The sequence below is a fragment of the Paenibacillus sp. FSL R5-0923 genome, assembly GCF_038009145.1.
In the GTDB taxonomy this organism is placed as follows: Bacteria; Bacillota; Bacilli; order Paenibacillales; family Paenibacillaceae; genus Paenibacillus_AQ.
This window is the reverse complement of sequence record NZ_JBBPAT010000001.1, coordinates 409,877-435,004: the sequence shown is the minus strand read 5'-3', so window position 1 is coordinate 435,004 and position 25,128 is coordinate 409,877. Positions and strand designations below refer to the sequence as shown.

Here is a 25,128-nt window from a genome sequence, read left to right as displayed (position 1 = left end):
AGTATAATTTCCAGATGATCTAAATTGCATATTTATGCAGAAGGGTCACAATCAAACTTACGGGGAGTGTTCGGAGTTTTGAGAATAACAGCAAAAGCTAAACGTTTTCTATCCAGCGTAATTGCAAGTAGTTTGATGTTGGGGATCATGGTTCCAGCAGGATATGCGGAAGAACAGCGGCCGGATACAGAGCAGACATCTTCCGAATTAGGAGCACATTTTGATGAACAGGTTGAGCTCAACACGCTTTTAAGTCAACCGACTGTAATGACAGATGTATACGCGACACCAACCAATCCAGGCTCTTTACTTATTACAGAGGTTGTTCCAGATACTAAAAATGTAAAAGGCGCGGATGGTAGTTCTGTAGATGGTTACGAATTTGTTGAGGTTTACAATAATACGGACGAGCCGGTTAACTTTAAGGATTATTATTTCTTTTATAATGACAAAGATACTTGGACACCAAATGGCGATGCGGTCATACCGGCGCATGGAAATATCGTCTTCTGGATTATGAACGGCAATAATCTGAGTGTTCCTGCCGAAGATTTCATCAAAAACTTTAATCCTTCAGCATCTCTGCAGGAAGGTGTAAACCTGTTCCGTATTAACGGTGGCGGTGGTATGGCAAACACTTCTCCGCGCAACTTACAAATTAAAAGTAAAGCAGGAGATGCTCTTATTGTCTCTGCTTCTTATGGAAAAGAACAGGTGAAGGAAAACAACGGGATTTTCTATAAGTATTCGCAATCCGACAGCTCTATGATGAGTCTCATGGCGATTTCGGGAACGGTTGCGGCTACACCAGGAACCGTAGATCCAGAGCAACTGCCTGAGCTAGTACCTGGAGACAAGCAACCGGTAATTGAACACCACTCGCAGAGCAGTGTGGATCCAGCGGATCTTCCCGTCACCGCGAAGATTACGAACCTAGAGATTGGACCAGACGGAACGCTACCGGTAGTGAAGTTGCAATACGGCTCTCCTTCTCAGGTGAAAGATACGGTAATCACCATGACCTCAAAAGGTGAGGGGGAATACACGGCCGTGATTCCTGCGGCTGCACTGGAAGAACCAGAACTGCACTACAGCATTCGTGTAAACAATGTAACAGAGAGCTATTCTGTTCATGTGAACCTGCCTGCATTTGATTCGAATAATGTGCCACCGCTGTTAATTACAGAGCTGCTGCCCAATTCGACGAATGTAAAAGGAACGAGCAGCGATGCTTTTGAATTCATTGAGGTATATAACAATACTGATGCACCGATTGATTTTAAAAACTACAAGATCTATTATCGCTATCCTGATAAAGGCAATGCTTCCGATGTGAAGTGGCCCTCTACGAAAGAGAGTTTTGTAATTCCTGCACAGCAGTCCGTAGTGTTCTGGGTTATTAATAGTGCTAACAGTACATACACCGCTAGTGATTTTAATGCAGAATTCAACACTAATCTGATGGATGGCACAAATCTCTTTCAAATCAAAAGCGATGGGATGGCGAACTCTGGCCGCCGGGCCGTCGTAATCAAAAGTAATACCGAGAAAGAAATCTCCTCTGCGTATTATGATGCTGATCTTACCTATGATGGTGGGGCTAAAGGTGACGACACCAAAGAAAATAAAGCCCTTCTATACAAGTATCCTGTGAATGGGCAAAGTAAAATGCTCAAGATTAGCACAGGATCAGCGGTTCCGTCACCAGGGCAGGTAGATGTTGCACTGCTTCCTAACACACCGATCCATGTGGATCCGGATACCGAAAATCCGACGGTAAATGATCTGACTGCTGTAACGGAGATTGATCAGTCGATGAGTCTGGATTTGAAGGCTTTCGCGGATGACAATAAAGCCGTTACGTCTGTAGAAGTAAGGGTAGCTTCGGATAAGCAGCCTGATTTTGTCAGCCATAATCTATCTCAAGACTTTAACGATAGCTTGTATCATTATAAATTGTCGTCTGCTGATTTGATCGGCAGAAATGAAATACAGTATTATTTCGTCGTTTCTGATGGCACGAATGAGACCGAATCTCCGGTAATGAAAGTGAAAATTACAGGTGGCCCAGATCAATCATCACTTCGTTTGAATGTGAAGGATGGGCAATTCATTAATGGCTCTATAACGGTAAAAGGAACCTCTGCTACCGCAAAGGCTGATGAAGTGGGCCTGAGCATCGACAATAAGGTACTTGGCAATAACGAGGTATATGCCGCGCTTGAGAATGATGCTTACTTTGTATTTGATGCGAAGAATGTAGATTATTATTTCAAAAACGGTATCACCATGGGACCAGAAGAATTAGGGGATGCGAGTATTCTATACACCTTTATGGACCCGATTACTACGTATACGACATTGACCTTCCCGATCTCCTCTGCCGCTTTGCAAGTGGGCAAGGATAATGTGATCTACATTCGGGCGGGCTCTAAATCATCGCCTTTTGACCCTCGTCCCGAGGAGAATAAAGATGATTTTGAAGTAAAGAATGTGCGCCTATTACTTGCAGACGGTACTGAAGTTTGGGACCCTGCTTATGCAGAACGTGATAAAGAAATTAAGATGGGGGACAGCGCAGGTAAGCATGAATCCATCGGCTTCCGGTTCGATCTGAAATCTGATTTGTTCCGTTCGAAGGCTTATAACTGGAATACTACAGAAGTAACGGACGGAGAACATAAAGTAACAGTGACCGAAGGTGGATCCAAGGTATCGTCAAACGTAGTTGTAGACAACACGCCACCATCTATTAAAGCATCGATTGAAGATGGAAAAACTTATCGTGGTAATTTCGTAATTACTGCTGAGATCAAGGATACTTACGCAGGTGTAGATAAAGTTAGCGTGAAGCTGGACGGCAATGTTATTGAACTGCCTTATGCTACTACATCCGGAAAGCTGTCCGGTGGAGACCATACGCTTTCTATCACCGCATTGGATAAGATAGGTAATCAGGTGGAAAAGGTAATTACATTCCATGTACCGAATGAAAATCCATTTGCACCACTCCTGATCTCACCTCAGAACTGGGAGATTGGTGTGGGTACGAATCCGACCTTGAAGGTTAAGGTTGAAGATCCTAACCAGGATAAGATGGATGTTACCTTCTATAGAGGCTTCAAGTACGATGGTAACCATCCAGAGCAAGGATTTACTGGATTTAAGAACGCATCCGATACAGAACCGCCGAAGCAATCCGTTCCTGCGGGCGAAGAAGCCCTTAGCAGTGACGAATACAGCAAAATAAGTGCAGTTGACGGACAGTACTTAATTAACGATGCTGTTGAGCAATTCCCATATCAGCGCTATGAAATTAAGCTGGATGAATCGGTGAAGGCTTCAGATCGTGTGGATATTGAATGGAAGGGTAATTCACTTCCAGGTCGTAAAGTAAGTCTCTACGCGTGGAGTCCTGCTGAAGAGAAGTGGATACAGCTGGATCATTTGATTGCTGGTACTGAGGATTTTGAACTGAAATCTACGGTGACTGTTGGAGAATTCGCTAGCGGAGATAGCATTGCTGTCATGGTTCAGGATGAGATTGCGTCCGCGACTAAGACTGCACCTACAGTTACGCAGGATACCTATGATTTTTCTTTTGTATGGATGTCTGATACGCAATATTATTCTCAAAGCTACCCTTACATTTATCAGAAAAATGTAAAGTGGATTGCCGACAATAAGGATAATTTGAACTTGAAATATGTAATTCATACCGGAGATGTAGTGGACAAATCCTATCAGGAATATGAATGGGAAGAAGCCGATCGGGATATGAAGGTACTCGAGGATGCAGGTATTCCATATGGTGTTCTTGCGGGTAATCATGATGTAGGCCATCAAACCGGAGATTACACGAAATTCTGGCAATACTTTGGGGAATGGAGATTTAAGGACATGCCAACCTTTGGCGGATCCTATGACAACAACCGAGGCCATTATGATTTAGTATCTGCGAATGGAAATGACTTCATTATCGTATATATGGGCTGGGGACTGGCTGAAGAAGAAATTGAATGGATGAATGAGATCGTTGCTCGTTATCCAGAACGTAAAGCGATTCTTTGTCTTCATGAATACCTGCTCGTATCTAATAACCGCGCACCGATTGCCGATACGATCTTTGAAAAGGTTGTAAAACCTAACAAGAACGTAATCGCAGCTTTGTCCGGTCATTATCATGATGCGGAGCTTAAAGTAGATGAGTTGGATGACAATGGAGATGGCATTGCGGACCGCAGTGTATATCAAATGCTGGCAGATTATCAAGGTGCCGAAGAGGGTGGACTTGGTTATATTCGTCTGCTTCAGTTCGATGTAGCTAACAACAAGCTTCGTGTGAAGACTTATTCGCCTTACTTGGATGATTATAATTATTATGATGAAAATGAGTTCCCGGGCAAAGATGAGTTCGTACTAGATCTCGATCTGCAGCCTGTAACAAAACGTGTAGCTACCGATTACATTGGAGTTAAGGTTTACAGTGAACAAACAATCGCGACCAATCAGCAAGTAGAGAGCGGTACGGAGACTCAGGTCACTTGGAGTAAGTTAAATCCAGAAAGCTACTATCAGTGGTATACAAAAGTCGAGGATGATAACTCTGGTAGTGTGCTTTCAGACATTTGGGGCTTCTACACTGGGAAAGAGAATGTAACACCAACACCAACACCAGAAGTAACGCCGACACCAGAGGTATCGCCATCGCCAGAAGTGACGCCGACACCAGCACCAGAGGTGACATCGGCACCTCCAGTAGTTTTACCAGTGCCAACAGTGACTCCAACGCCTACAGCCACACCTGGAGCGGGAAAAGGAAACATTGAACTGGCATTAGGAAGTAATGGAACGTATACAGCTAATCCGTCAGCCTTGAAGAAGCTGATAGAGGAAGCTGCTACAGGGGGAAGCCTAAAGATTAGCGTAGGCGGGGCAACCTCGGCTCAAGATCAGATTAGAATTGCTCTTGATGCAGCGGCCGTTCAACAGGCTGTCGATAAGAAGTTGAATTTGAATATTGTTTCATCTAACGTTACATTGAGCGTACCATCAAGCTCTTTACCAGCCATCCCGGCAGGCAGTGATATGCTGCTACTAAGCATTGATACGAGTATGATTTCTGTACAGGCCAATGTTTCTGGAATGAGTCCATCCAGAGCTAACGTTACGCTGAACCTCAGTACATCAGCAGGGGGCAAAGAAACGGCTATCCACCAGCTTAAAGGTGCTGTTACGATTACCTTGACGCTGACGAAAGAACAGCTTGCTAAGCTCGATACAGATTTTGCGGGTGTATATTATGTAAATGGCAGCACGTTGGAATATTTGGGTGGAGTGTTTAAGGATAATACCGTTACCTTTACAACAGATCATTTCTCTTCCTTCGCGGTACTGGAATACCATAAGCAATTTAGGGATACCGCTGGTCACTGGGCAGAGCCGTACATTTCCAAGTTGACGGCTAAGCATGTGATTAAGGGTATCGACGATACGCACTATGGTCCACAAGCGAATGTAACCCGTGCAGATTTTGTTACACTAGCCATTCGTTCACTCGGATTGAATGAGACAAGTGAAACTACGGGGAATGGTGCTTTTGCTGATGTATCAAAAGATGCTTATTATGCATCATCGATAGACAAAGCTGTCCAGCTTGGACTCATCCAAGGCAGTGATGGCAAGTTCCGTCCTAAAGATGCAATTACACGTGAAGAAGCGGCTGTTGTCCTGCAGAAATTAATACAATACAAAGCTGGAGTGCAGTCTTCCATTGCTGCTACTGCAAGCTTTAAGGATATAAACAGCGTATCAGAGTGGGCGAAGCAAGCGGTAAGTGAATTGCAAGCTAAGGGAATCCTTGACGGTAAGGGCGACAATCATTTCGATCCTCGTGGCAAAGTAACCCGTGCTGAAATTGCAAAACTGTTATATGGAATAATCAATTTATAAGAATAGCATGGCAAAGGCAGGCAGAGGTAACTCTGGCCTGTTTTTTGTCATTTTTTGCACTCTATATTCCTTTTCTTCTAGCAAAGCAGGAAATTCTTACTATTCATATGATTTTTCATATATAATATTTTTGAATAAATTTTTAATAGACATAATCTAGCTTCCTGCTGGCAGTCATAATGATATCTTTCGTTGTTACACTAGTTATTCACGATGATCCGGCAGTTATTCTCCTTGTTACGGCACTTCTTCCAATTGGTGCAGGAATGGGTATTCATCCACGATTGCTTGTATTCCTTATTCTGTTATCCACTGCCCCCCTTCTTCTTTGCTTATCAATTACCAACGTATTTGAACGCTTATTATAGCGCTGGCTCGGACTCATTGCATAATACATAGATTGGAGAAACGAACCTTGAGAGTAAAGTTAGCACATATTTTGCTTCTACTTACGGTAATTTTTGCGGTTCTACTGTATAGAGGGAGTCTTGACTCCATTGATCATCTGTTACAAGACCACGTGATGCAGCACGAGCGGTCTGTGGATACTACGATTGCTATCATCGGGATAGACGATCAGAGCTTGGAGGACTTTGGCAGCTGGCCGTGGAGCAGAAATGTTCATGCACAGCTGTTAGATACGCTCTCCGAGGGACATCCAGCAGTGATCGGTTTTGACCTTACGTTCCCTGTAGGCTCGGAGGACCCGGAGGCGGATACAGAATTCGCTGCGGCTGTGGCCCGTGCGGAGAATGTTGTTTTGCCGGTATATGGCACATTTGCGCCAAATACCGAGCAGGGAAAGATCGAAGCGCTGGAGCTATCCCAGCCGTTTGAGGCTTTGCGGAAGGCTGCGGCTGCAACCGCCCATATCAATACTATTACGGATACTGATCGAGTGGTGCGTAAGGCTCTTTATTCTTTTGACTATGAAGGGGAGTCTATTCACAGCTTGTCATGGACGGTCTACCAGAAATATCGAGAGGCGATGGGGGGCACTGCTGATCCGCAGAAACTCCCACTGGATGACTTTGGGCGCTTTTATATCCCTTATTCAGGTGGCAATGGCGACTTTGAGGAGATTCCTTATTCGGCGGTTCTTAGCGGAGAGGTTCCACCATCTTATTTTGAGAATAGAATTGTGCTTATAGGGCCCTATGCTACAGGGTTTAAGGATGACTTCCTAACACCAATTAGCGGAAAAAATACGTTATATGGTGTGGAAATTCATGCAAATATCATTCAATCTCTACTGGACGATAATTATAAGCGGGTACTGGATTGGAAGTGGAACGAGGTAGTGTTGCTTTTTGTTGCGCTCCTAGCCTATCTACTATTCCGTAAAGTGAAGATGCTATATTCCTACGCGGTCATTGTGGTCATCATTGCACTTCTTATCTTTGCAGGTCGTTTTTTCTATGACCAAGGGATAGTAATTTCACTGGGTTATGTGATTCCCTTTCTAATCGTTAGTTGTATTATCGTAATAGCTTTTCAATATTTAGAAGAACTGATGGAGAAACGTAGAGTTACGGATATTTTTGGTCGATATGTTGCTCCGCAGGTTGTCGATCAAATTCTCAAGAACGGTCAAGAAGGGCTGAAGCTGGGAGGAAGCCGCAGAGAGCTAACCCTGTTATTCGTTGATATTCGCGGGTTCACTCCGTTGTCGGAGGCTGCTGAACCAGAGGAGATTGTTGAGATTCTGAATGAGTATCTGGATCTGACTGCGGGTTGTATTTTTAAGTATGATGGCACGCTGGACAAGTTTATCGGGGATGCCACGATGGCGATCTTTAATGCTCCATTGCTGCTGGAGGATCATCCAATGCAAGCGGTGAAGGCGGCGTGGGCGATGAAGGAAGGCTCGGCTGCGGTGGAACAAAAGCTGTTCGAACGGTTTGGTCTTGTAGTGAAATTCGGTATCGGGGTGCATACTGGTCCAGCTGTATTCGGGAATATCGGCTCCAAGACCCGGATGGATTATACAGCGATTGGCGACACCGTCAACACGGCAGCCCGTCTGGAAAGCAATGCGAAGCCTGGACAAATCCTCATCAGTGAGGCTACCTACGCTTTTGTAAGAGATAGAGTATCAGCCGTTTCATTAGGAGAGATCAAGGTAAAGGGCAAGGAACAAGGAATCAGTGTCTATGAACTGGAGGGATTGAGATGAGGTCGTTAAAGCTTACACTGTCGTTTATGCTGTTGTTCAGTATTCTTTGGCCAGCAGTTGTCACAGAGGCGAAGGATAGCGTCAAAGTTGGGAAAATAACTGCGGTCTCAGGCAAGTCTGAAGTGAAAAAGAGCGGTGGAACGAAGAAATTCAACGCTTTTAAAGGAATGGCGATTACCCAAGGTGATACGATTATAACAGGCAATGATGGGCAAATTAGCCTCGATCTTGATGCTAACAAAGAAGTTACGATCGGAGCTAGTACTACGCTTACCATTAGCCAATTAGTAGAAAGCGCAAAGGCATTGGGTGGGAAAACAAGCCTGAAGCTGCAAAACGGGCAAGTCCTGATCAAGGTGAAAAAGAAACTGGATGGCGATTCCCGCTTTGAGATTGAGACACCAACAGCTATTATGGGCGTTATGGGTACAGAGTTTTTTGTTAGCGTTAATAGCCAAGGCAATGTAGTCCTTAATAATGGGATAGGGAATAACGGCGATTATCTGGGAGTTCTGGAAGGAACAGTTCATGTAGTTTCGACTATTGATCCCACGCTGATTGAGCGTATGATAACAGCCTCCCAGCAGTTAATTATGGAGAATCAACAATGGATAGAGTCGCAGTTGTCCCTAAATGCATTACCACAATTTGCGCTAGAGCAGCATTTGAAATATCTGAACGAAGAAGAGGTATTGGAATTCGAATCGGCTAAGAAAAAAATCGAGCAACTACTCGAGCAAATCAAAGCCGCTATTCCCGTTCACTCAAGTCCGCCTATTCCAACAATTCCACCTCAGATTAACTATGATCTATCTAGTTCAGCTCCCTTAGATATGACGAGACCAACACCGCCGACGAGACCTACACCAACGCCGACACCGGAACCGACGTCAACACCGACGCCGGAGCCAACAGCGACGCCGACGCTGGAACCAACACCAACACCAACACCAACACCAACACCAACGGCAACGCCAACACCATCGCCGGTACCAACACCGGAGCCAACACCAAATCCCCTAGGTGCGCCTGAGCTAGACCAGCAGGAATTTAGAGAACATATCTATGACTATCTCGTCCGTGATAATGAGATTGTTTTGCCGTTTACAGCACCGTTATTCTTTAATATCGCAGATGACACTAATCCTAATGCTGCGAGGGATGGGGTGAGTGTTACTTTGAATCAAAGTGAGGACAAGCTCGATTTAGGTGAGGTATATATTCGAGAGAATAAGCTTCACATTCAGCTGCGTGAATCACTTCCTTATAGCTCTTTCGTTCAAATCAAGGTGAACGGCGGTTTGTTAAAGAATGCCCTTTCCGGGGGTGATGTACAGGAAGAGGATCAACTGATAGCAGATGGCGGTTTTACCTACAAGGGAATGATCACTCCGAGTTATTTTAACCATACTGGCCCTATAGGTGAAGGTGAAGCACCAGAATTTATCATCCATTCGCTGGGTTATGATGTAGGGGAGATTAGATATCGTTATGAATATGATCTAGGAGATCCATCTCCACTAGAAGATACAGATTATGTACTGGAGCGGAACGGTGAGAATACTTTTGTGCTTAAACTTACTCCGGAGTTCTTGAATGGATTATTTCCCGAACCTTATATCGTTTCCATTCCTCTCGTGAGGATTGAAGATACAGAAAACGGCCCTGTAGAGGTAGTAGTAGACAACCTCCAGATTAGATTATCTTTGTTATTTTAAAGGCGCAATAACCTTCGAGAGGAGAACAAACATAATGAAAAAGGAACTCATCTCCATCGTTTGTGGATTTATGCTCATAAGCGCAGTATCATCTAGCATCGTTACCGCAGAGGCAGTACAACCCGTAAGCGGCAATGTTCAAGGGAGTATAAATCAGAATATCTCTTCTAACGCTGTACTCTCTCTTAAACAGCCATGGGGATTGACTGCTGTATCTGGCAGCAATGATCTCATTATCGTACAGTCCGGAAGCAGTACTATCAGCAAGTGGAGTAATGGTGAGCTGCAGACAGTGGCTGGACAAGGTGCAGAAGGATATATCGATGGGAAGAGTGCAAAGGCCTTATTTAATCATCCGACGTATACCGCTGCTGACAGTAAAGGCATTATCTATATCAGTGATACCGACAATCATGTCATCCGTAAAATTATGAATGGAGAAGTATATACCTTCGCAGGAACGGGAGCGGCTGGCTATAAAGATGGACAACCCAATACCGCGCAGTTTAACGCACCGGGTGGATTGGCAATAGACAGTAATGACAATGTATATGTAGCCGATACGCTGAATCATGTGATTCGCAAAGTTACACCGGAAGGTATTGTGACTACTTTTGCAGGTCAGCAGGGTAATATTGGTGCTTATTTAGATGGTTCGGTAGCTTCGGCCAAATTTAATGAGCCCGTGGGTCTTGTGTTCGATGAAACCGGTAATCTCTATGTGGCTGACAGTGGGAATCAGATGATTCGATTGATTAAAGGCAATATGGTTGAGACCTTTGCGGGCAAAGCAACGACAGTTGATCCAGTGACTGGATATATGGCTGGAGGGTTCCACAATGGAGATCGTCTGTCTGCGCTGTTCAATCGTCCTCGTGGACTCGCCTATGCCGATGGAGTCTTGCTGATTGCTGATAGTCTGAACCATAGGGTTCGGGCCATTCAGAAAGATGGAAGAGTCATCACAGTTGCAGGGCAGGGCACCTTGGGAGATCAAGTTGGAGCATTGGATAAAGTGATGTTTAATCAGCCTTCCGGTGTTGCGTTTGCTTCCGGGAAATTGTATGTGACGGATACGCTGAATAACAAGCTGAAGGTATTGAGTCTCGATTTGCAAGCCCTTAAGCCACTGCGTAGCGAGGGTGATCTGCTCGATGCAGTCTCGCTACTACCAGTGGGTAAGGAGATGCAAGTATGGTTGGACGGAGTACAGGTGAAATTGAATACTAACAATCTACCACTTGAGCAATCCGGCAAAATTTATTTACCGGTTAGAGCGCTATTTAGCGCATGGGGAGCGGACATTCGTTGGGATTCGGCAAGCAAAGAGACGATGATTAGCAAAGGGGAGTGGATACTTTCCCTAAAGCCAGATGCAAGTCTTAATGTGCAAAACATAAAGGGCACTTTATATGTGGCAGCTGAATATTTGCCGACGGTTTCAGCTTTTATGCAGGTTTATGATGAGGACAGTCACGCAACTGTGCTGGAAAGTGGCCAATAATGGTTCGTTATTATAAAAGTTAAGGCTGTCGAGAAAAATCTCGACAGCCTTTTTTTATGACGACAATCCTTCAACGACTTTATCAATATTCCATTTAATCATCTTAATGTATGTGTCGCCTTCTTCGCCTTTCTTAGCTAAAGAATCGGTGAAAATCTTAGAATGTATCGGTACACCCGTTTCATTGGAGATGGTTTCCATTGTTTTCGGATTAACGCTCGTTTCCAAAAATAAAGCCGGCACTTGATTTTCATCAATGATTTTAATTATATTTTTCATTTGTTCTGGCGTTCCTTGACTATCGGTATTGATTTCCCAAATAAATGCGGATTCAAATCCGTAGGCTTTTGAAAAATATTTAAATGCCCCTTCGCTTGTAACCAAAATACGTTTCTCCTGCGGGACTTTTTCTACCGCTTCTTTTGCATATTGATCCAATTCATTAAGTTTCTTAACATATTCTGATTGGTTATTCAGATAAAATTCTTTGTTGTCCGGATCTTTTTCGATTACATGTTTAGTGATGATATCTACATATTTAATAGCATTCTGAACATCAAGCCAGGCATGAGGATCTTCTTGAGTTTCTTTGCCCTTTTCTGTTAGGTACATTGGAGTTACTTCATCTGAGACGGCAAAAGCGACATCCTTTTTATTAGTGACATCAAGAAGGTCTTGGAACCACCCCTTACCTGTTTCCAGGTTCAATCCGTTATAAAAAACTAAATCTGCACTAGATACTTTACTTGTATCCTTAGGTAATGGATCGTACATATGCGGGTCTGTTCCGATGGGAACCATGCTATAGACCTCAGCTTTTTCCCCTACAATGTTTTCGGTCATATCCGCGATAATGGAGTAGGTTGCAACAATCTTCAACTTGTCATTGTCTGCTTCTCCCTCACTAACGTTTGAACATGCGGTAAATAGTAAGATGAACATTGTCAAAGAGAGCATCTTTATTGTTTTTTTCATCCTTGTTTAACCCCTTTTCTTAGAAAATTATTTTTGGGCGAGATAATAAATGATATAGCGAACAAACTTACCCCTACTAGAACAATGGTGGCACTTGTAGGTAAATTGAATCTGAAGCTAATGATCACACCTATAATTCCAGATACAGCGCCGATGGTAGAAGCCAGGATAATCATGTGGATCAGCTTATTCGTCCAAAGATAAGATGTAGCTGCTGGAATAACCAGCATTGCAATCACAAGCACAATGCCTACTTGAGATAATGAGGACACAGTAACCACGGATAACAGCATCATCAATAAATAATGATAGAATCCCGTTTTTAAACCAAATGCCTTAGAGACGACAGGATCAAACGAACTAATTAACAGCTCTTTATACAACAATGAAATGATGGCTATAACAACAAGCATGATAATAAATGATTGCATTAATTCGGACTGCGGGACGGCTAAGATGTTACCAAATAAAATATGAGTTAGATCAAGCCCGCTCTTGGCGAAAGTGATTAAGACAATTCCTAGAGCGAAAAATGAGCTGAGAATAATTCCGATCGAGGTATCACTTTTGATATTGCTGCGACTTGTTATGAATTGAATGAGGATGGCCGCTAAAAGTCCAAACAATGAAGCTCCCACAAGAATGTTAATCCCTAAAATATAAGATAACGCCACACCTGGTAATACAGCATGAGACAAAGCATCGCCCATTAATGACATCTTTCTGAGTACAATAAAACTTCCTAAAACCCCTGAAACAATGCCAAGAATGATAGCAGACAATCCGGCGTTAAGCGCATAGATCGGAATGTTTAATAATGATGAGAAATAGTCAATCATTTTCGGTGCCCCCCATTCCTTTGATTACAAGATTACCTAAGGAAGCCCCGTAAGCATTGAGGATATTGTCGGCTGTAAAGGTGTCTTTCACATCGCCAAAAGCAATAAGCTTTTTATTGAGAATGATTACTTTGTCAAAGTATTCTTCGACTTCATGTAAATCATGATGAACGATCAATATGGTTTTCCCTTCTTCGCGAAGCTGTTTAAGCAGTTTTACAATAATTTTCTCACTGACTAGATCTATGCCGACAAAAGGTTCGTCTAAAAAAAATACATCTGCTTTTTGGGCAAGCGCTCTGGCAATAAAAACTCTTTGTAGTTGTCCTCCAGACAAATTACTAATTTGTTTATTTGCAAGATCACTTATATCTACCATGGCCATACATTCCTCGACGCGTTGCCGCTCTTTTTTCCCGGGGCGCTGGAAGATTCTTAAGTTTGGATAGGTTCCAGTTAGCACTGTATCGTTCACTGTGATTGGAAAAGTAAGGTCAATATCATTTTTTTGCGGTACATATGCGATCTTCCGTTTATACTCAGAAATGTCTTTTCCCTCTACCCTCACCGTCCCGCTTCTTTTCTTGATTACTTCTAACAATGACTTAATGAATGTCGATTTTCCTGCACCATTTGGCCCGATAATTCCGATGGTGTACCCAAAGGGGATATCGATATTTACATTTTCTAGCGCTGAATTACCGAAATAATCCACGTTTAGGTTTCTAATCTCAATCATTAAAAAGCTCCTCGTCATGAAATTTATTGATTTGTTTCCTATTGGAAACATTTATTTTTATTATCTAATTTGTTTCCCTAGGTAAACATTTATTCTTAGGTACAATATATTTAACAATGGGCAAAATGTCAATGAAAAAGCTTAAAATTTATTTGATTTTGAATTAGTACAAGCATGCGATCTGCACCGGTACTGGGGTGATTTTTTTAGAATTAAAAATACATACTTGACAGGTAGGAATAAAGGGTTATATGATATCAACAATACTTAAACACTAATTAAATGAACAGTGAAATAATTTATCTGAGCCGATTGGACCGCCAAAGGCTCCCGCACTTTTCCCTTGCCTGGGAGTTGTGCTGGGAGTCTTTTTTTGTTGGCTATGGAGAGAGATGAGGTAAGAATGAGCGATACGTATTGGAGACAGCTGGAGGAGACGGATTGGGTATTCCGCAAGATGGTCCGCAGATTTGTTAAGGAACGGGATAAGGTTGCAGTAGCAGGCATCTCTTTACCCGGCATGCTGATTCTACATAAAATCATTCGCGAGGGTGAACAGCGGCTTGGGGATTTAGCAGATGAACTGGACTTTACGTCAGGTGCGATCACAGCTTTGAGCGATAAGCTTGAGGCAGGCGGATTTACTGTACGCAGACGTAAGGAAGGGGACCGCAGGACGGTGATGCTGGACATCACAGACAAAGGCCGGAAGATGGCAGAGCTTAACAGCAACATTGGGGAACGATGTATTTCGCTTCTGTTTGAGGGGTTCACGGAAGAGGAATTGGTGCAGCAAAGTCACTTTTATCAGCGGATCATTAGTAATCTCGAAGGATTCTCAGACATCTTGCTGAAGCTGGTGAAGGAGAATGCTGAGGCTGAAGCTTCTCCAAACCTTGAACAGAAGCCACGTGCAGTCACAAAGAAAAGTAATTATCTTAGCTATTAAAATAAATTAAATGTAGGAGAGATGAACGATGGGACATTCAACCATATTTCCAACTGGAGCAACCGTATTTAATCCGAGCAAAGCGTGGAGTGGCTATACCGTATTTCAAGCGGGTGAAGAAGGTGTTGTACTGATTGATATGAACGGTAAAGAAGTGCATCTGTGGAAGGGGCTGCTTGGGTTTCCGGCTAAAATCTTCCCTGGTGGTTATGTGCTAGGCAGTACAGGAAGGAGAGATCCCAAATTTGGCATTCAGGATAATGTAGATCTGGTGCAGGTCGATTGGGACGGTAACATCGTATGGAAATATAACAGCTATGAACATATAGAAGATCCGGGTTATGAACCGCTCTGGTATGCCCGCCAGCATCATGACTATCAGCGCGAAGGCAATCCGGTGGGTTATTTTGCACCAGGGCTAGAGCCTAAGGTAGACGGTGGCAAAACCCTAATCCTCGCTCACAAAAATATCTACAACCACCAAATCTCCGACAAGCAGCTGCTGGATGACACGATTATCGAAGTGGATTGGGAAGGGAATATCGTTTGGGAGTGGGCCCCGAATGAACATTTTGCAGAGCTAGGTTTTGATGAAGCGGCGAAAAACGTCTTATTCCGTGATCCTAACTCACGCTCCTTCGGGAATCTGGGGGGCGGTGTCGGTGACTGGTTGCATATCAATTCAGCTTCGTATGTAGGACCTAATAAGTTTTACGATGCAGGCGATGAGCGTTTCCATCCAGATAACGTGATCTGGGATGCACGGGAAGCGAATATTATCGCAATTACAGATAAGCGTACCGGGGCTATCGTGTGGAGAATCGGTCCAGACTACTCACTGCCAGAATTGAAGCATATCGATTGGATCATTGGCCAGCATCATGCGCACATCATTCCGAAGGGCTTGCCGGGAGAAGGAAACCTACTCGTATTTGATAACGGAGGTTGGGGCGGTTATGGTCTTCCCAATCCATCTTCACCCTTTGGGCAAAAAAATGCACTCCGCGACTACTCTCGAATTCTAGAGATTAATCCAGTGACACTCGAAATTGAATGGCAGTATACCGCGGCAGAAGCAGGCTTCTCCGTTCCGACGGATTCCTACAAATTCTACAGTCCTTATATCAGCTCAGCCCAGCGGCTTCCGAATGGCAACACCTTAATAACGGAAGGATCTAACGGTAGACTTTTCGAGGTTACGCCAGAGCATGAACTGGTTTGGGAATATATCTCACCGTATAACGATTCCAGAAATACGAACATGGTTTACCGTTCCTATCGTGTGCCTTATGCGTGGGTACCACAGCTGGAGAAGCCGGAAGAACAAGCGATTGAGCCGATAGATGTCACGCAGTTCAGAGTACCAGGGGCTGCACCTAAGGGATCGGATTCGGTAGTGAACGTGGCAACAACCCTGCCGTTTGTTGAGGGGGCTGCTTGTGTGGCGACGACTGATGAAGCTAGTAGCCGCAAAGCCAACTAATACATTTGAGGGGGATGTCGTTGTGAAAAAGTCATGGATCAGCTCAAGCTTTCTGCTCTTATCCTTATCCGTTGTTATCCTATTATCAGGTTGCAGCTCCAAAGGTGATGCGTCGTCCTCTAAAGATGGAGCATTGAACGGCAAAAAAGAGACATTGAAGATTAAAATCGCTGACATCAATACGAATCCAACCTTTCGTGTGGCATTAGATAAAGGTATCTTTGCCAAACACGGGATAGACGCCGAACTAGTCAACTTTGGTTCCCCGGCAGAAGGTGTAAATGCACTCTTCATTAAACAGGTAGATGTGGCTTTCGGGGCCGATTTTCCCTTGTTGAACGCAGTGTCGAAAGGAGATTACGCTATCATCGCCTCTGCGGGTCTGGCGACAGATGAAGCTTCTACAGAATGGAAGCTGTTCGTACAGAATGATATCAAGACAGCTGAGGAATTGAAAAGCAAGAAGCTGAGCTTTATTCGTGGAACCTTCATTCCGTACCTTTGGGATGAATATTTAAAAGAGCATAACATCGCGCTCAGTGATGTGGAATTGATAGGGCAGGGAGCCTTTGACGAATCTTATATCGCTTTGAAGCAGGGGGCTGTGGATGGTGCATGGTTCTATGGTTCAGTTCTTAATGATAAGCTGGGTGCCCTTGCAGGCGTACATGAGCTGACGGATATGTCCAAAACAACCGTGCGGTTAGGGATGGGCATTGTAGCAGGGAATGATTTTGTAACGAGAAATCCAGAGGGGATCGCGAACTTTCTCGCAGCAGTGGATGAAGCAGGGGGCTATGCCCAGGCTCATCCAGATGAGGTTGCTGATTTGATGTACGAGGAAGTGAAGCAGCCTAAGGAATCGACGATCAAAGATCTTCCGAACAATCCATGGGCGCTCGGATTCACGCAGGCGGCTTATGACAGTCTGACGAAGCAGAAGAAATATATGGTCGACAATGGAATCATCGAGAAGGATTTTGATCTGGATAGCAAGCTGAATCTTGAACCGCTAACCAAAGCTTTGCCGGAAAAAGTCACGTATAAGAAATAGGAGGGTTCAGCATGTCATCACCTGCTAAGCAGCACACCATTCATATTGAGCAGCTTCGCAAGAGCTACAGTGAGTCAGCCGCTGGAGATGTTCATTATATTATTAAAGATGTGGATCTCGTAATCAAAGGCGGAGAGTTCTTCGTTCTACTCGGTCCAAGTGGCTGCGGAAAGTCGACGCTGCTGAATATGATCGCCGGATTTGTTTCCAAATCTGGCGGTAACCTTCGGGTGGATAACGAAGAGGTGAATAAGCCTGGCAGAGATCGGGCAGTTGTATTTCAGCAAGCAGATTCCTCTTTATTCCCTTGGCTAACGGTTCGAGAGAATGTGGAGTTTGGACTGCGAATGAAGAAAATCGCAAAGGCTGAACGGCGCACGATATCGGATAGGTTCATCGGACTTGTAGGACTGAACGGGCATGAGGAGAAGTTCCCGAAGGAGCTATCGGGAGGCATGAAGCAGCGTGTTCAGCTGGCACGGGTGCTTGCCAATGATCCAGCGATCCTGCTGATGGATGAACCCTTTGGTGCACTTGATGCGATGACCCGGAGGACGATGCAGAAAGAACTGGTCAACATCTGGCAACAGACGCATAAGACGGTGATTTTTGTAACCCATGATATTCAGGAAGCCTTGCTGTTGGGGGAACGGATCGGCATTATGTCTGTAGGCCCTTCCTCTAACATCACGGACATTTATGACAATACGCTGCCTTATCCACGGGACGTAGCCTCAGCGGAATTTTACTCGCTATACAACCAGATTCAGAGCCATTTCGAAGAATAGGATAGGGTGGGACAGATGATGAAATGGGTGGAAAAGAAATGGGTTTCTGTATCCATACTATGGATTGCCGCACTCTGCGTCTGGCAGCTTGGGGCAGTGATCTACGGTCCTGATGTGATCCCTGGACCGTGGAGTACGCTTAAGGGTGGACGGGAACTGCTGGAAGACGGAACTTTGATGCAATATATCGGGATTAGCTTTTACCGGGTGCTAATTGGCTGGGTACTCGGCAGTTTAATGGCGATTCCCGTAGGTCTGATTATTGGAAAGGTGAATGTAATTCGTATCTTTGCAGAGCCTTTTCTGAACTTTATTCGTTTTATCCCGCCGATTGCATTCATTACATTGTTTCTAGTGTGGTTTGGCATTGGGGAGCAGTCGAAGATTGCATTGATTATGTACGCTACCTTTTTTATTGTGGTGCTGAATACCTTGACCGGTGTGATGTCCGTAGAGGAGGATAAAATCCGCTCAGCCCGTAGTATGGGCGCCAGTGAGTGGCAAATTCTGATTCATGTGATCGTCCCGGCGACGATACCGTATATTTTTACAGGCATCCGATTAGCGATGGGAACCTCGTATATGGCGATTATCGGTGCGGAAATGATTGCTTCGAACGAAGGTGTAGGTTATCTGATTTGGAATTCCAGGTTGTTTTTCCGGACAGATTGGATCTTTGTAGGGTTATTCTGTCTTGGCTTTATGGGCTTTTTCACGGATCGGTTATTTGGCTGGTTCGGCAAGAAAGTGCTCTATAGATACGGCGTGGTAAGTGTGGCGGCGCGTAGAAGGTAGTATAGCTTTAAGCATAAACACGAGAACCGCCTGAGTGGATCAGGTGGTTTTTTGGTATGTCTTACTTTTTATTTACAAATATTCCTATCCTCCTTAATGCCGCGAAAATAGTACACGCCTATACTGCAATTGGGTGCCTAACAGTTGGAGCATAGAGAAGCCCGCAAATAAGAAATAGGAGTGAAGGGGAAATCATGAAAAAAGGGATCAAAAATCAATTATCGATGGGTCTAATGTTATCCTTGCTCGTCCTGTTGCTTGCTGCTTGTGGAAATTCGGCTAAGGCTGACGAATCAACGAATGGAAATGCTGGCACCAAAGAATTAAGTCTGACCGAGATCGAGAGTAAAGCTAAAGAAGAGGGCAGTGTTATCAGCGTGGGAATGCCGGATTCCTGGGCGAACTGGAAAGATACATGGAGTGATATGAGTAGTAAGTATGGTCTTACACATTCAGATACGGATATGTCGAGCGCGGAGGAAATTGCCAAGTTTGATGCGGAAAAAGATAAGCCAACGGCTGATATCGGAGATGTAGGGATCGCTTTTGGATCGGTTGCCGTGGAAAAAGGAGTAACACAACCTTATAAAACGACCTACTGGGATGAGATCCCTAATTGGGCTAAGGATAAGGACGGAAATTGGATTGTCGGCTATCAAGGGACGATTTCGTTTCTGACAAACACCAAGCTCGTGGCTAATCCACCGAAGAGCTGGGAAGATCTGAAGAACGGCAATTACAAAATCATCGTTGGTGATGTAACCAAAGCTGCTCAAGCGCAGATGGCTGTATTGGCCGCAGCGATTGCTTTTGGTGGCGATGAGTCGAACATTGAGCCAGGGATTGCTTTTTTCGAGGATTTAGCTAAAAAAGGACGTCTCTCCAATGCAGAGGCTTCTCTTGCCAACATTGAAAAAGGGGAAGTAGAAGTTACCCTGCTGTGGGATTTCAACGCTTTGAACTATAGAGATCAGATCAACAAAGATGGCTTCGCGGTAGCCATTCCGAAGGAAGGCAGTGTGGTGAGTGGATATGCAACGATCATTAACAAATATGCGCCGCATCCTAACGCTGCGAAGCTGACACGTCAATACATCCTTAGTGATGAAGGACAGATTAATCTTGCCAAAGGGTACGCTCGTCCGATTCGTGACAGTGTAACACTGCCGGATGATGTTGCGGCTAAGCTGCTGCCAAAAGAGGAGTATGTTAACGCTAAGCCTGTTGGTGATTACAAGGTATGGGAAGAAACAGCGAAGACCATTCCACAGTTATGGCAGGAACGTGTGCTTGTGCATTTGAACTAGAATTGTTCTTCCCCCAAAAAAAGAAACAGGGCGCCTTCGTTACGATGCCGTAAGGTGCCCTTGTTCTATTCCCGCGACAAGGAGTGAGGAAGTTGAAACAGAAAAGCCGCGGTGTGATCCTGGCACTCATTCCGTTTGCACTGATGGTGTTGGCATTTCAGCTGGTACCTGTATTGTCCATGCTGACGGGAAGTTTCCAAAAGGCAGATGGAACTGGGCTTACGCTAGGCAATTATCTGCATGCACTGCAAAGTGCCTATTACATGCAGGCAATCAAGAACAGCTTGCTGATCTCTTTAACCTCAAGTCTGATAGGGATCATTGTCGGACTTTTTTGTGCATATTGTATTACTCGGTTCACTCCGAGAGTAAGAGACAGACTCTTAATGCTGTCGAATATGACCTCTAACTTCGCAGGGGTTCCGCTGGCTTTTGCGTATATTATTTTGCTTGGTAACAATGGAGTGTTTACGCTCTTATTCAAACAGTGGGGCTGGAGTGTTTTTACCGATTTTGATTTATATAGCTGGTCTGGTCTGATTCTGGTGTATGTATATTTTCAGGTTCCCTTAGCCTTACTGCTCTTGTATCCATCCTTTTACGGAATTCGTGAGCAGTGGAGAGAGGCGGCGTCCTTGCTGGGAGCAGGACCGTGGCAGTTCTGGAAGACGATTGGGCTGCCAATTCTAACTCCGGCGATCTTCGGCACACTGGGAATACTGTTTGCCAATGCGATGGGTGCTTATGCAACGGCATATGCTTTGGTTGGCGGGAATTATAATCTGCTGGCGGTACGTATCGGTTCACTGGTTGCTGGAGATGTGGTTACTCAGCCAGAAATGGGGAGTACGCTTGCTGTTCTGCTGGGTCTGACTACGATTTTGGCCGTCTATTTGAATCATCTGATGGTTCGGCGAACGGAGAGATTTGGAGCTAAAGCGCTCAGTAAACCGGATGTGAAAACCAAATCTTCTCGGCGCTTGTGGACGGCAGCTAGTGAGGAGGTGGGGCAATGAATATACGTAAAGCAGGCTTCGCTCCGCGCACTTTCATGCTAATGCTCATGGTGTATTTATTACTTCCACTGTTAGCAACCGGTATTTATGCCTTCGCGCAGGACTGGCAGAATACCTTGTTGCCTCAAGCTTGGACACTGAATTGGTTTGGAGAAATGTTTAAGGATATTCGTTTTTTGGAGGCGCTTTGGACCTCGCTGTATTTATGCCTGATTAGCGTGGTGCTGAGTCTGGCCGTGATGCTGCCAGCTGTTTTTGTCATCACCATTTATTTTCCGCGCTGGGAGAGCTTTATGAAAGTGATTGTTGTTCTGCCTTATGCGGTGCCTGGTGTAGTGGCTGCGGTGGGACTTATTCGTACCTATTCCTCTGGCCTCTTTGATATCGCTGGAACAGCTTATTTATTGGTGGGGGCGTATTTTGTGGTCATTCTTCCCTATATGTATCAGGGCATTCGCAATAGTCTGTTGACCGTTAACGCCGTAGAACTGCTGCATGCCGCAGAATTGCTTGGAGCCCGCCGTAGAACGGCTTTTATGAATGTGATTTTGCCAAATATCTGGCCTGGCGTTATCGTCTCTACCTTATTATCATTTTCCGTTCTGTTCGGTGAATTTGTTCTTACAAACATGCTAGTTGGCGGGCATATTCAGACGATTCAGGTGTATCTATATCAAAGAATGGGCGAAAGCGGACATTTAGCCAGTGCGATTGCCATCTCGTATTTTCTGTTTATTCTAGTTCTTTCGATGGTACTAATGAAGCTTGGCAAAAAGATGGGAGGAGGCGTTAAGGGATGAACGATTATCTGAAGCTGCAGGGAATACTCAAAATGTTTGGTGAGACCTGTGTGCTAGACAATATAGATTTGGAGATACGTGAAGGGGAGCTTGTGACGCTGCTAGGACCTTCCGGTTGCGGGAAAAGTACGTTACTTCGCTGCATAGCTGGCCTTTCGGAGCTGGATGGCGGCAGAATCCTTCTAGAGAATAAAGATCTGGCAAATCTGCCGCCCCGTAAACGCGAGGTGGGGATGGTGTTCCAGTCTTATGCTCTATTCCCTAATCTGACGGTGAGCCAAAATATTGAGTATGGAATGAAGATGCGTGGTTTGTCCAAAGCCGCCCGACGTAGCCGCTGCGAGGAACTGCTGGTTTTAGTCGATCTAGAGGAGAAGCGGGACGTCTATCCGCAGTCACTCTCCGGTGGACAGCAGCAGCGGGTAGCGCTGGCCCGTTCTCTAGCCGTGCAGCCCAAAGTATTACTGCTGGATGAACCCCTGAGTGCACTCGATGCCAAGATCCGCAAGAATCTACGTGCTGAAATTCGTGATATTCAGAAGCGCTTTAACATGACGACTCTATTCGTTACGCATGATCAGGAAGAAGCGCTGATTCTATCCGACCGCATCTGCATTATGAATGGTGGACGCATCGTCCAAGATGGAACACCGGAAGGACTGTACACCGCGCCGCGCACAGAGTTCGTTGCCCGGTTCATGGGCAGTTATAACGTATTGACTCGGCCAGAGGTGATGGCGCTGTTCCACGGAATAGATAGTGGGATGGACAGCTTTGCTATTCGCCCCGAAGCCGTAACGTTACTGCATGATGGGGCGGGTCAGCAGGAGGCTGCTGCCGGAGCACAACTGGTGAATGGAGTGATTAAATCTGTGTCTGTGCTAGGCAATATTATTCGATGTACGGTTGAGGCTGAAGGAATCCGATTAACGGTTGATCTTTTAAATGATGGACGCTGGCTGCGGGTTGGAGAAGAGGACAAAGTCACATTGGCGTTGAACCCTTCCGAGCTTTTACATTTAGAGCGAGAAGGAGCGTGAGTAGATTGACGGAAATGACCAATAAACTCATTGTGGTTGTCTTGGACGGACTTAGATATGATGCTGCTCGCAAATACATGGGCTATCTGGAGCATCTTGTGGAGCAAGGATCCTTATCTTGTTATCGAGTACAGTCGGAATTACCCAGTCTATCACGTCCGCTTTATGAAGTGCTCTTAACGGGTACACCCGTGTCCAAAAATGGAATTACGGCTAACCATATTGTGAGACCTAGCCATGAAGAAAGTGTATTTCATTTGGCAGTAGCCGCTAATTTGCGTACAGCTGCTGTCGCCTATCATTGGGTCAGTGAGCTTTATAATTCGGCCCCCTTTGATCCACTGGCTGATCGCCATCAGCATAATGTGATGATGCCAATTCAGCATGGCAGCTTTTATTTCGAGGATCACTATCCTGACAGTCATGTGTTTGCCGATGCCGTGTATTTACGGAGTGCTTATGATCCGCATTTTCTATACATTCACTCCATGAATATAGACGACGCCGGGCATCGTTATGGCGGGGAGAGCAAGGAATATGAGCTTTCCGTGCGTAACGCCGATGGACTGCTAGCCACTGTTTTGCCTATTTGGATGGAGCAGGGGTATAAGATTCTGATTACGGCAGATCATGGGATGAACGCAAATGGGTACCATGGAGGGGTCACCTCTTCCGAGCGGGATGTGCCGTTATATACGTTTGGAGTAGATGCATTGCCTCTGGCAAAAGAAGATCAAGCAATCCCCCAATTAAGGCTGGCTCCGTTAATGTGCCACTGCTTAGGGCTTGCTCCCTCAGCTGCAATGAGCAAGGAAGGCTTGCCCCCTTTTGTGCAAAAGCAACCACTTCATGAGGTGAATGAACCTGTGATTTTAGGATGAAAATAAAATAGTAAAGCAAGATGAAAATCATATACGGGAACGCTGGGTTTTTGTATAATAAATAGTATATTTTACCTATTAGGAGGTTGTCTTTTGAGCGCTTCTAAAGCTATGAAATGGATTACAGGCTCGTTTGAAATTATTTTGGCAATTCCATTTCTGGGTGCTACTATTGTAGTGTTCAGTGGGTACTCTGTACTGGGATTTATGTTTATTCTTCATCTAATCACTTTGATTTTATCTTTAAAGAACAATGAATCTATCTATGGTTCAGTGCTCGGAATTGTAACTTCTTTATTGGCTTGGATTCCAATAGTGGGATGGGTATTACACTTGATTACAGGGATTCTGTTGATGGTAAGCGGTGGACAGAAGACTCGTTATCCTTCGAATCATACCTATCCACAATAATTAAGACATCCTAATACAGCCCGATTCGGACGTTTGTCCGGTCGGGCTGTATTCATGTTATAATGAGGGCACATTTTAGCATGAAGTACATGAAAGGAGGCACATCCATATGGAAGTAACAGCACAAGATGTAGCGGAATGGATGGTTAAGGAAATTCGGTTTACGGGTACCTTGTATCAGACCGCGGCGATTGAATATGTGAAAGAGAACTTTGGGGAACAATTTGTATTTGTGAATGAGAATGGCAATGCCTCGCTGTCCAAGGAAGTAAAGAAAGCTTTCCGGAAGCTGCACGGCGGCAAAATCGCGTGGGATCGCGATGGATTTTTGTGGGCGTGGACTTAAGCTGGGGGTGAATGTATGCCGGTTATCCGAAGTAAATTAAGTGTGGTCATGGAGAATCATGATCCCAAACTCTCTATACGAAAGCTTGCTAAGGATATTAATTATCACTTTGATTCGGTTCGCCGTATGTATAAGGATGAGATGGTACAGTATCCCAGAGACTTGCTTTTAAAGCTTTGTTTATATTTTAATGTACAGCCTGGGGAACTCATCGGAATCGAAGAGTTGAATGAAAGTGATTGTACAATAGAAGAAGTGATAGGTGAAGATGAATTAAGTAAGAGTTAAATAAATTGAGGAAGTGCAGTTGGGAAGAGTTGAGGAATGGGAAGTTGAATTCACTCAAGTCTTCTTT

General features: G+C 44.7%; 20 protein-coding genes. 17 read left to right on the top strand and 3 right to left on the bottom strand.

Annotation, left to right across the window (positions count from 1 at the left end):
• The first annotated feature begins 78 nt into the window (after positions 1–78).
• The 4 genes from MKX35_RS01905 to MKX35_RS01890 all read left to right on the top strand — a co-directional run bounded on the left by MKX35_RS01905 (position 79) and on the right by MKX35_RS01890 (position 11,350).
• Positions 79–5,952, top strand: coding sequence for an S-layer homology domain-containing protein (locus tag MKX35_RS01905; RefSeq protein WP_076299920.1), 5,874 nt, complete (start codon positions 79–81; stop codon positions 5,950–5,952).
• A 415-nt stretch (positions 5,953–6,367) separates the two neighbouring features.
• On the top strand, positions 6,368–8,128 hold the full coding sequence (locus tag MKX35_RS01900) for a CHASE2 domain-containing protein (protein ID WP_076299919.1): 1,761 nt from the start codon (positions 6,368–6,370) through the stop codon (positions 8,126–8,128).
• The gene (locus MKX35_RS01895; protein ID WP_076299918.1) at positions 8,125–9,846 is read left to right on the top strand and encodes a FecR family protein; all 1,722 of its coding nucleotides are present in this window, start codon (positions 8,125–8,127) and stop codon (positions 9,844–9,846) included. Before MKX35_RS01900 ends, MKX35_RS01895 begins: the two co-directional genes overlap by 4 nt.
• 34 nt (positions 9,847–9,880) lie before the next feature.
• Positions 9,881–11,350 carry a stalk domain-containing protein gene (locus tag MKX35_RS01890; RefSeq protein ID WP_076299917.1) on the top strand — a complete coding sequence of 490 codons (1,470 nt, stop codon included), beginning with the start codon at positions 9,881–9,883 and terminating at the stop codon, positions 11,348–11,350.
• A gap of 54 nt (positions 11,351–11,404) precedes the next feature.
• Here MKX35_RS01890 and MKX35_RS01885 read toward each other — a convergent pair whose 3' ends face one another.
• From MKX35_RS01885 to MKX35_RS01875, 3 genes are read right to left on the bottom strand one after another with little or no spacing between them, the layout of a single operon-like run.
• Positions 11,405–12,325, bottom strand: coding sequence for a metal ABC transporter substrate-binding protein (locus tag MKX35_RS01885; RefSeq protein WP_076299916.1), 921 nt, complete (start codon positions 12,323–12,325; stop codon positions 11,405–11,407).
• Complete coding sequence (locus MKX35_RS01880) at positions 12,322–13,164, bottom strand: metal ABC transporter permease (protein WP_042184200.1); 843 nt, start codon at positions 13,162–13,164, stop codon at positions 12,322–12,324. Before MKX35_RS01880 ends, MKX35_RS01885 begins: the two co-directional genes overlap by 4 nt.
• A complete protein-coding gene (locus tag MKX35_RS01875; protein ID WP_218640868.1) occupies positions 13,157–13,900 on the bottom strand; it encodes a metal ABC transporter ATP-binding protein in 744 nt (247 codons plus the stop codon). The genes MKX35_RS01880 and MKX35_RS01875 overlap by 8 nt, the downstream gene beginning before the upstream one ends.
• 406 nt (positions 13,901–14,306) lie before the next feature.
• On the opposite strand from MKX35_RS01875, the gene MKX35_RS01870 reads away from it, so the two are divergent.
• From MKX35_RS01870 to MKX35_RS01810, 13 genes are all read left to right on the top strand, one after another.
• Complete coding sequence (locus MKX35_RS01870) at positions 14,307–14,852, top strand: MarR family winged helix-turn-helix transcriptional regulator (protein WP_042193136.1); 546 nt, start codon at positions 14,307–14,309, stop codon at positions 14,850–14,852.
• Positions 14,853–14,880: 28 nt separating this feature from the next.
• A complete protein-coding gene (locus MKX35_RS01865; protein WP_076299915.1) occupies positions 14,881–16,335 on the top strand; it encodes an aryl-sulfate sulfotransferase in 1,455 nt (484 codons plus the stop codon).
• Between the two features lie 22 nt (positions 16,336–16,357).
• The gene (locus tag MKX35_RS01860; protein ID WP_076299989.1) at positions 16,358–17,389 is read left to right on the top strand and encodes an ABC transporter substrate-binding protein; all 1,032 of its coding nucleotides are present in this window, start codon (positions 16,358–16,360) and stop codon (positions 17,387–17,389) included.
• A gap of 11 nt (positions 17,390–17,400) precedes the next feature.
• Positions 17,401–18,177 carry an ABC transporter ATP-binding protein gene (locus tag MKX35_RS01855; RefSeq protein WP_042184205.1) on the top strand — a complete coding sequence of 259 codons (777 nt, stop codon included), beginning with the start codon at positions 17,401–17,403 and terminating at the stop codon, positions 18,175–18,177.
• 18 nt (positions 18,178–18,195) lie between these two features.
• On the top strand, positions 18,196–18,972 hold the full coding sequence (locus MKX35_RS01850; protein WP_042184207.1) for an ABC transporter permease: 777 nt from the start codon (positions 18,196–18,198) through the stop codon (positions 18,970–18,972).
• Positions 18,973–19,166: 194 nt separating this feature from the next.
• Positions 19,167–20,279 (top strand): ABC transporter substrate-binding protein, encoded by a 1,113-nt coding sequence (locus MKX35_RS01845; protein WP_076299914.1) that lies wholly within the window; start codon positions 19,167–19,169, stop codon positions 20,277–20,279.
• Between the two features lie 92 nt (positions 20,280–20,371).
• Positions 20,372–21,295, top strand: coding sequence for an ABC transporter permease (locus MKX35_RS01840; RefSeq protein WP_042184211.1), 924 nt, complete (start codon positions 20,372–20,374; stop codon positions 21,293–21,295).
• On the top strand, positions 21,292–22,095 hold the full coding sequence (locus MKX35_RS01835) for an ABC transporter permease (protein ID WP_042184213.1): 804 nt from the start codon (positions 21,292–21,294) through the stop codon (positions 22,093–22,095). The genes MKX35_RS01840 and MKX35_RS01835 overlap by 4 nt, the downstream gene beginning before the upstream one ends.
• Positions 22,092–23,135, top strand: a complete 1,044-nt coding sequence (locus MKX35_RS01830) for an ABC transporter ATP-binding protein (RefSeq protein WP_076299913.1) — start codon at positions 22,092–22,094, stop codon at positions 23,133–23,135. Before MKX35_RS01835 ends, MKX35_RS01830 begins: the two co-directional genes overlap by 4 nt.
• A 14-nt stretch (positions 23,136–23,149) precedes the next feature.
• Complete coding sequence (locus MKX35_RS01825; protein ID WP_076299988.1) at positions 23,150–24,016, top strand: alkaline phosphatase family protein; 867 nt, start codon at positions 23,150–23,152, stop codon at positions 24,014–24,016.
• A gap of 93 nt (positions 24,017–24,109) precedes the next feature.
• Positions 24,110–24,427, top strand: coding sequence for a hypothetical protein (locus tag MKX35_RS01820; RefSeq protein WP_060623858.1), 318 nt, complete (start codon positions 24,110–24,112; stop codon positions 24,425–24,427).
• Between the two features lie 109 nt (positions 24,428–24,536).
• Complete coding sequence (locus MKX35_RS01815) at positions 24,537–24,773, top strand: DUF6953 family protein (RefSeq protein ID WP_042123499.1); 237 nt, start codon at positions 24,537–24,539, stop codon at positions 24,771–24,773.
• A 15-nt stretch (positions 24,774–24,788) separates the two neighbouring features.
• Positions 24,789–25,061, top strand: a complete 273-nt coding sequence (locus tag MKX35_RS01810) for a helix-turn-helix domain-containing protein (RefSeq protein WP_076285106.1) — start codon at positions 24,789–24,791, stop codon at positions 25,059–25,061.
• Positions 25,062–25,128 lie beyond the last annotated feature (67 nt).

Excerpts from the sequence above, each read along its gene's own strand:
- MKX35_RS01895 (WP_076299918.1), top strand. The coding sequence starts at position 8,125 with ATGAGGTCGTTAAAGCTTACACTGTCGTTTATGCTGTTGTTCAGTATT.
- MKX35_RS01890 (WP_076299917.1), top strand. The coding sequence starts at position 9,881 with ATGAAAAAGGAACTCATCTCCATCGTTTGTGGATTTATGCTCATAAGC.
- MKX35_RS01885 (WP_076299916.1), bottom strand. The coding sequence starts at position 12,325 with ATGAAAAAAACAATAAAGATGCTCTCTTTGACAATGTTCATCTTACTA.
- MKX35_RS01880 (WP_042184200.1), bottom strand. The coding sequence starts at position 13,164 with ATGATTGACTATTTCTCATCATTATTAAACATTCCGATCTATGCGCTT.
- MKX35_RS01870 (WP_042193136.1), top strand. The coding sequence starts at position 14,307 with ATGAGCGATACGTATTGGAGACAGCTGGAGGAGACGGATTGGGTATTC.
- MKX35_RS01865 (WP_076299915.1), top strand. The coding sequence starts at position 14,881 with ATGGGACATTCAACCATATTTCCAACTGGAGCAACCGTATTTAATCCG.
- MKX35_RS01855 (WP_042184205.1), top strand. The coding sequence starts at position 17,401 with ATGTCATCACCTGCTAAGCAGCACACCATTCATATTGAGCAGCTTCGC.
- MKX35_RS01850 (WP_042184207.1), top strand. The coding sequence starts at position 18,196 with ATGAAATGGGTGGAAAAGAAATGGGTTTCTGTATCCATACTATGGATT.
- MKX35_RS01845 (WP_076299914.1), top strand. The coding sequence starts at position 19,167 with ATGAAAAAAGGGATCAAAAATCAATTATCGATGGGTCTAATGTTATCC.
- MKX35_RS01835 (WP_042184213.1), top strand. The coding sequence starts at position 21,292 with ATGAATATACGTAAAGCAGGCTTCGCTCCGCGCACTTTCATGCTAATG.
- MKX35_RS01830 (WP_076299913.1), top strand. The coding sequence starts at position 22,092 with ATGAACGATTATCTGAAGCTGCAGGGAATACTCAAAATGTTTGGTGAG.
- MKX35_RS01825 (WP_076299988.1), top strand. The coding sequence starts at position 23,150 with ATGACCAATAAACTCATTGTGGTTGTCTTGGACGGACTTAGATATGAT.
- MKX35_RS01815 (WP_042123499.1), top strand. The coding sequence starts at position 24,537 with ATGGAAGTAACAGCACAAGATGTAGCGGAATGGATGGTTAAGGAAATT.
- MKX35_RS01810 (WP_076285106.1), top strand. The coding sequence starts at position 24,789 with ATGCCGGTTATCCGAAGTAAATTAAGTGTGGTCATGGAGAATCATGAT.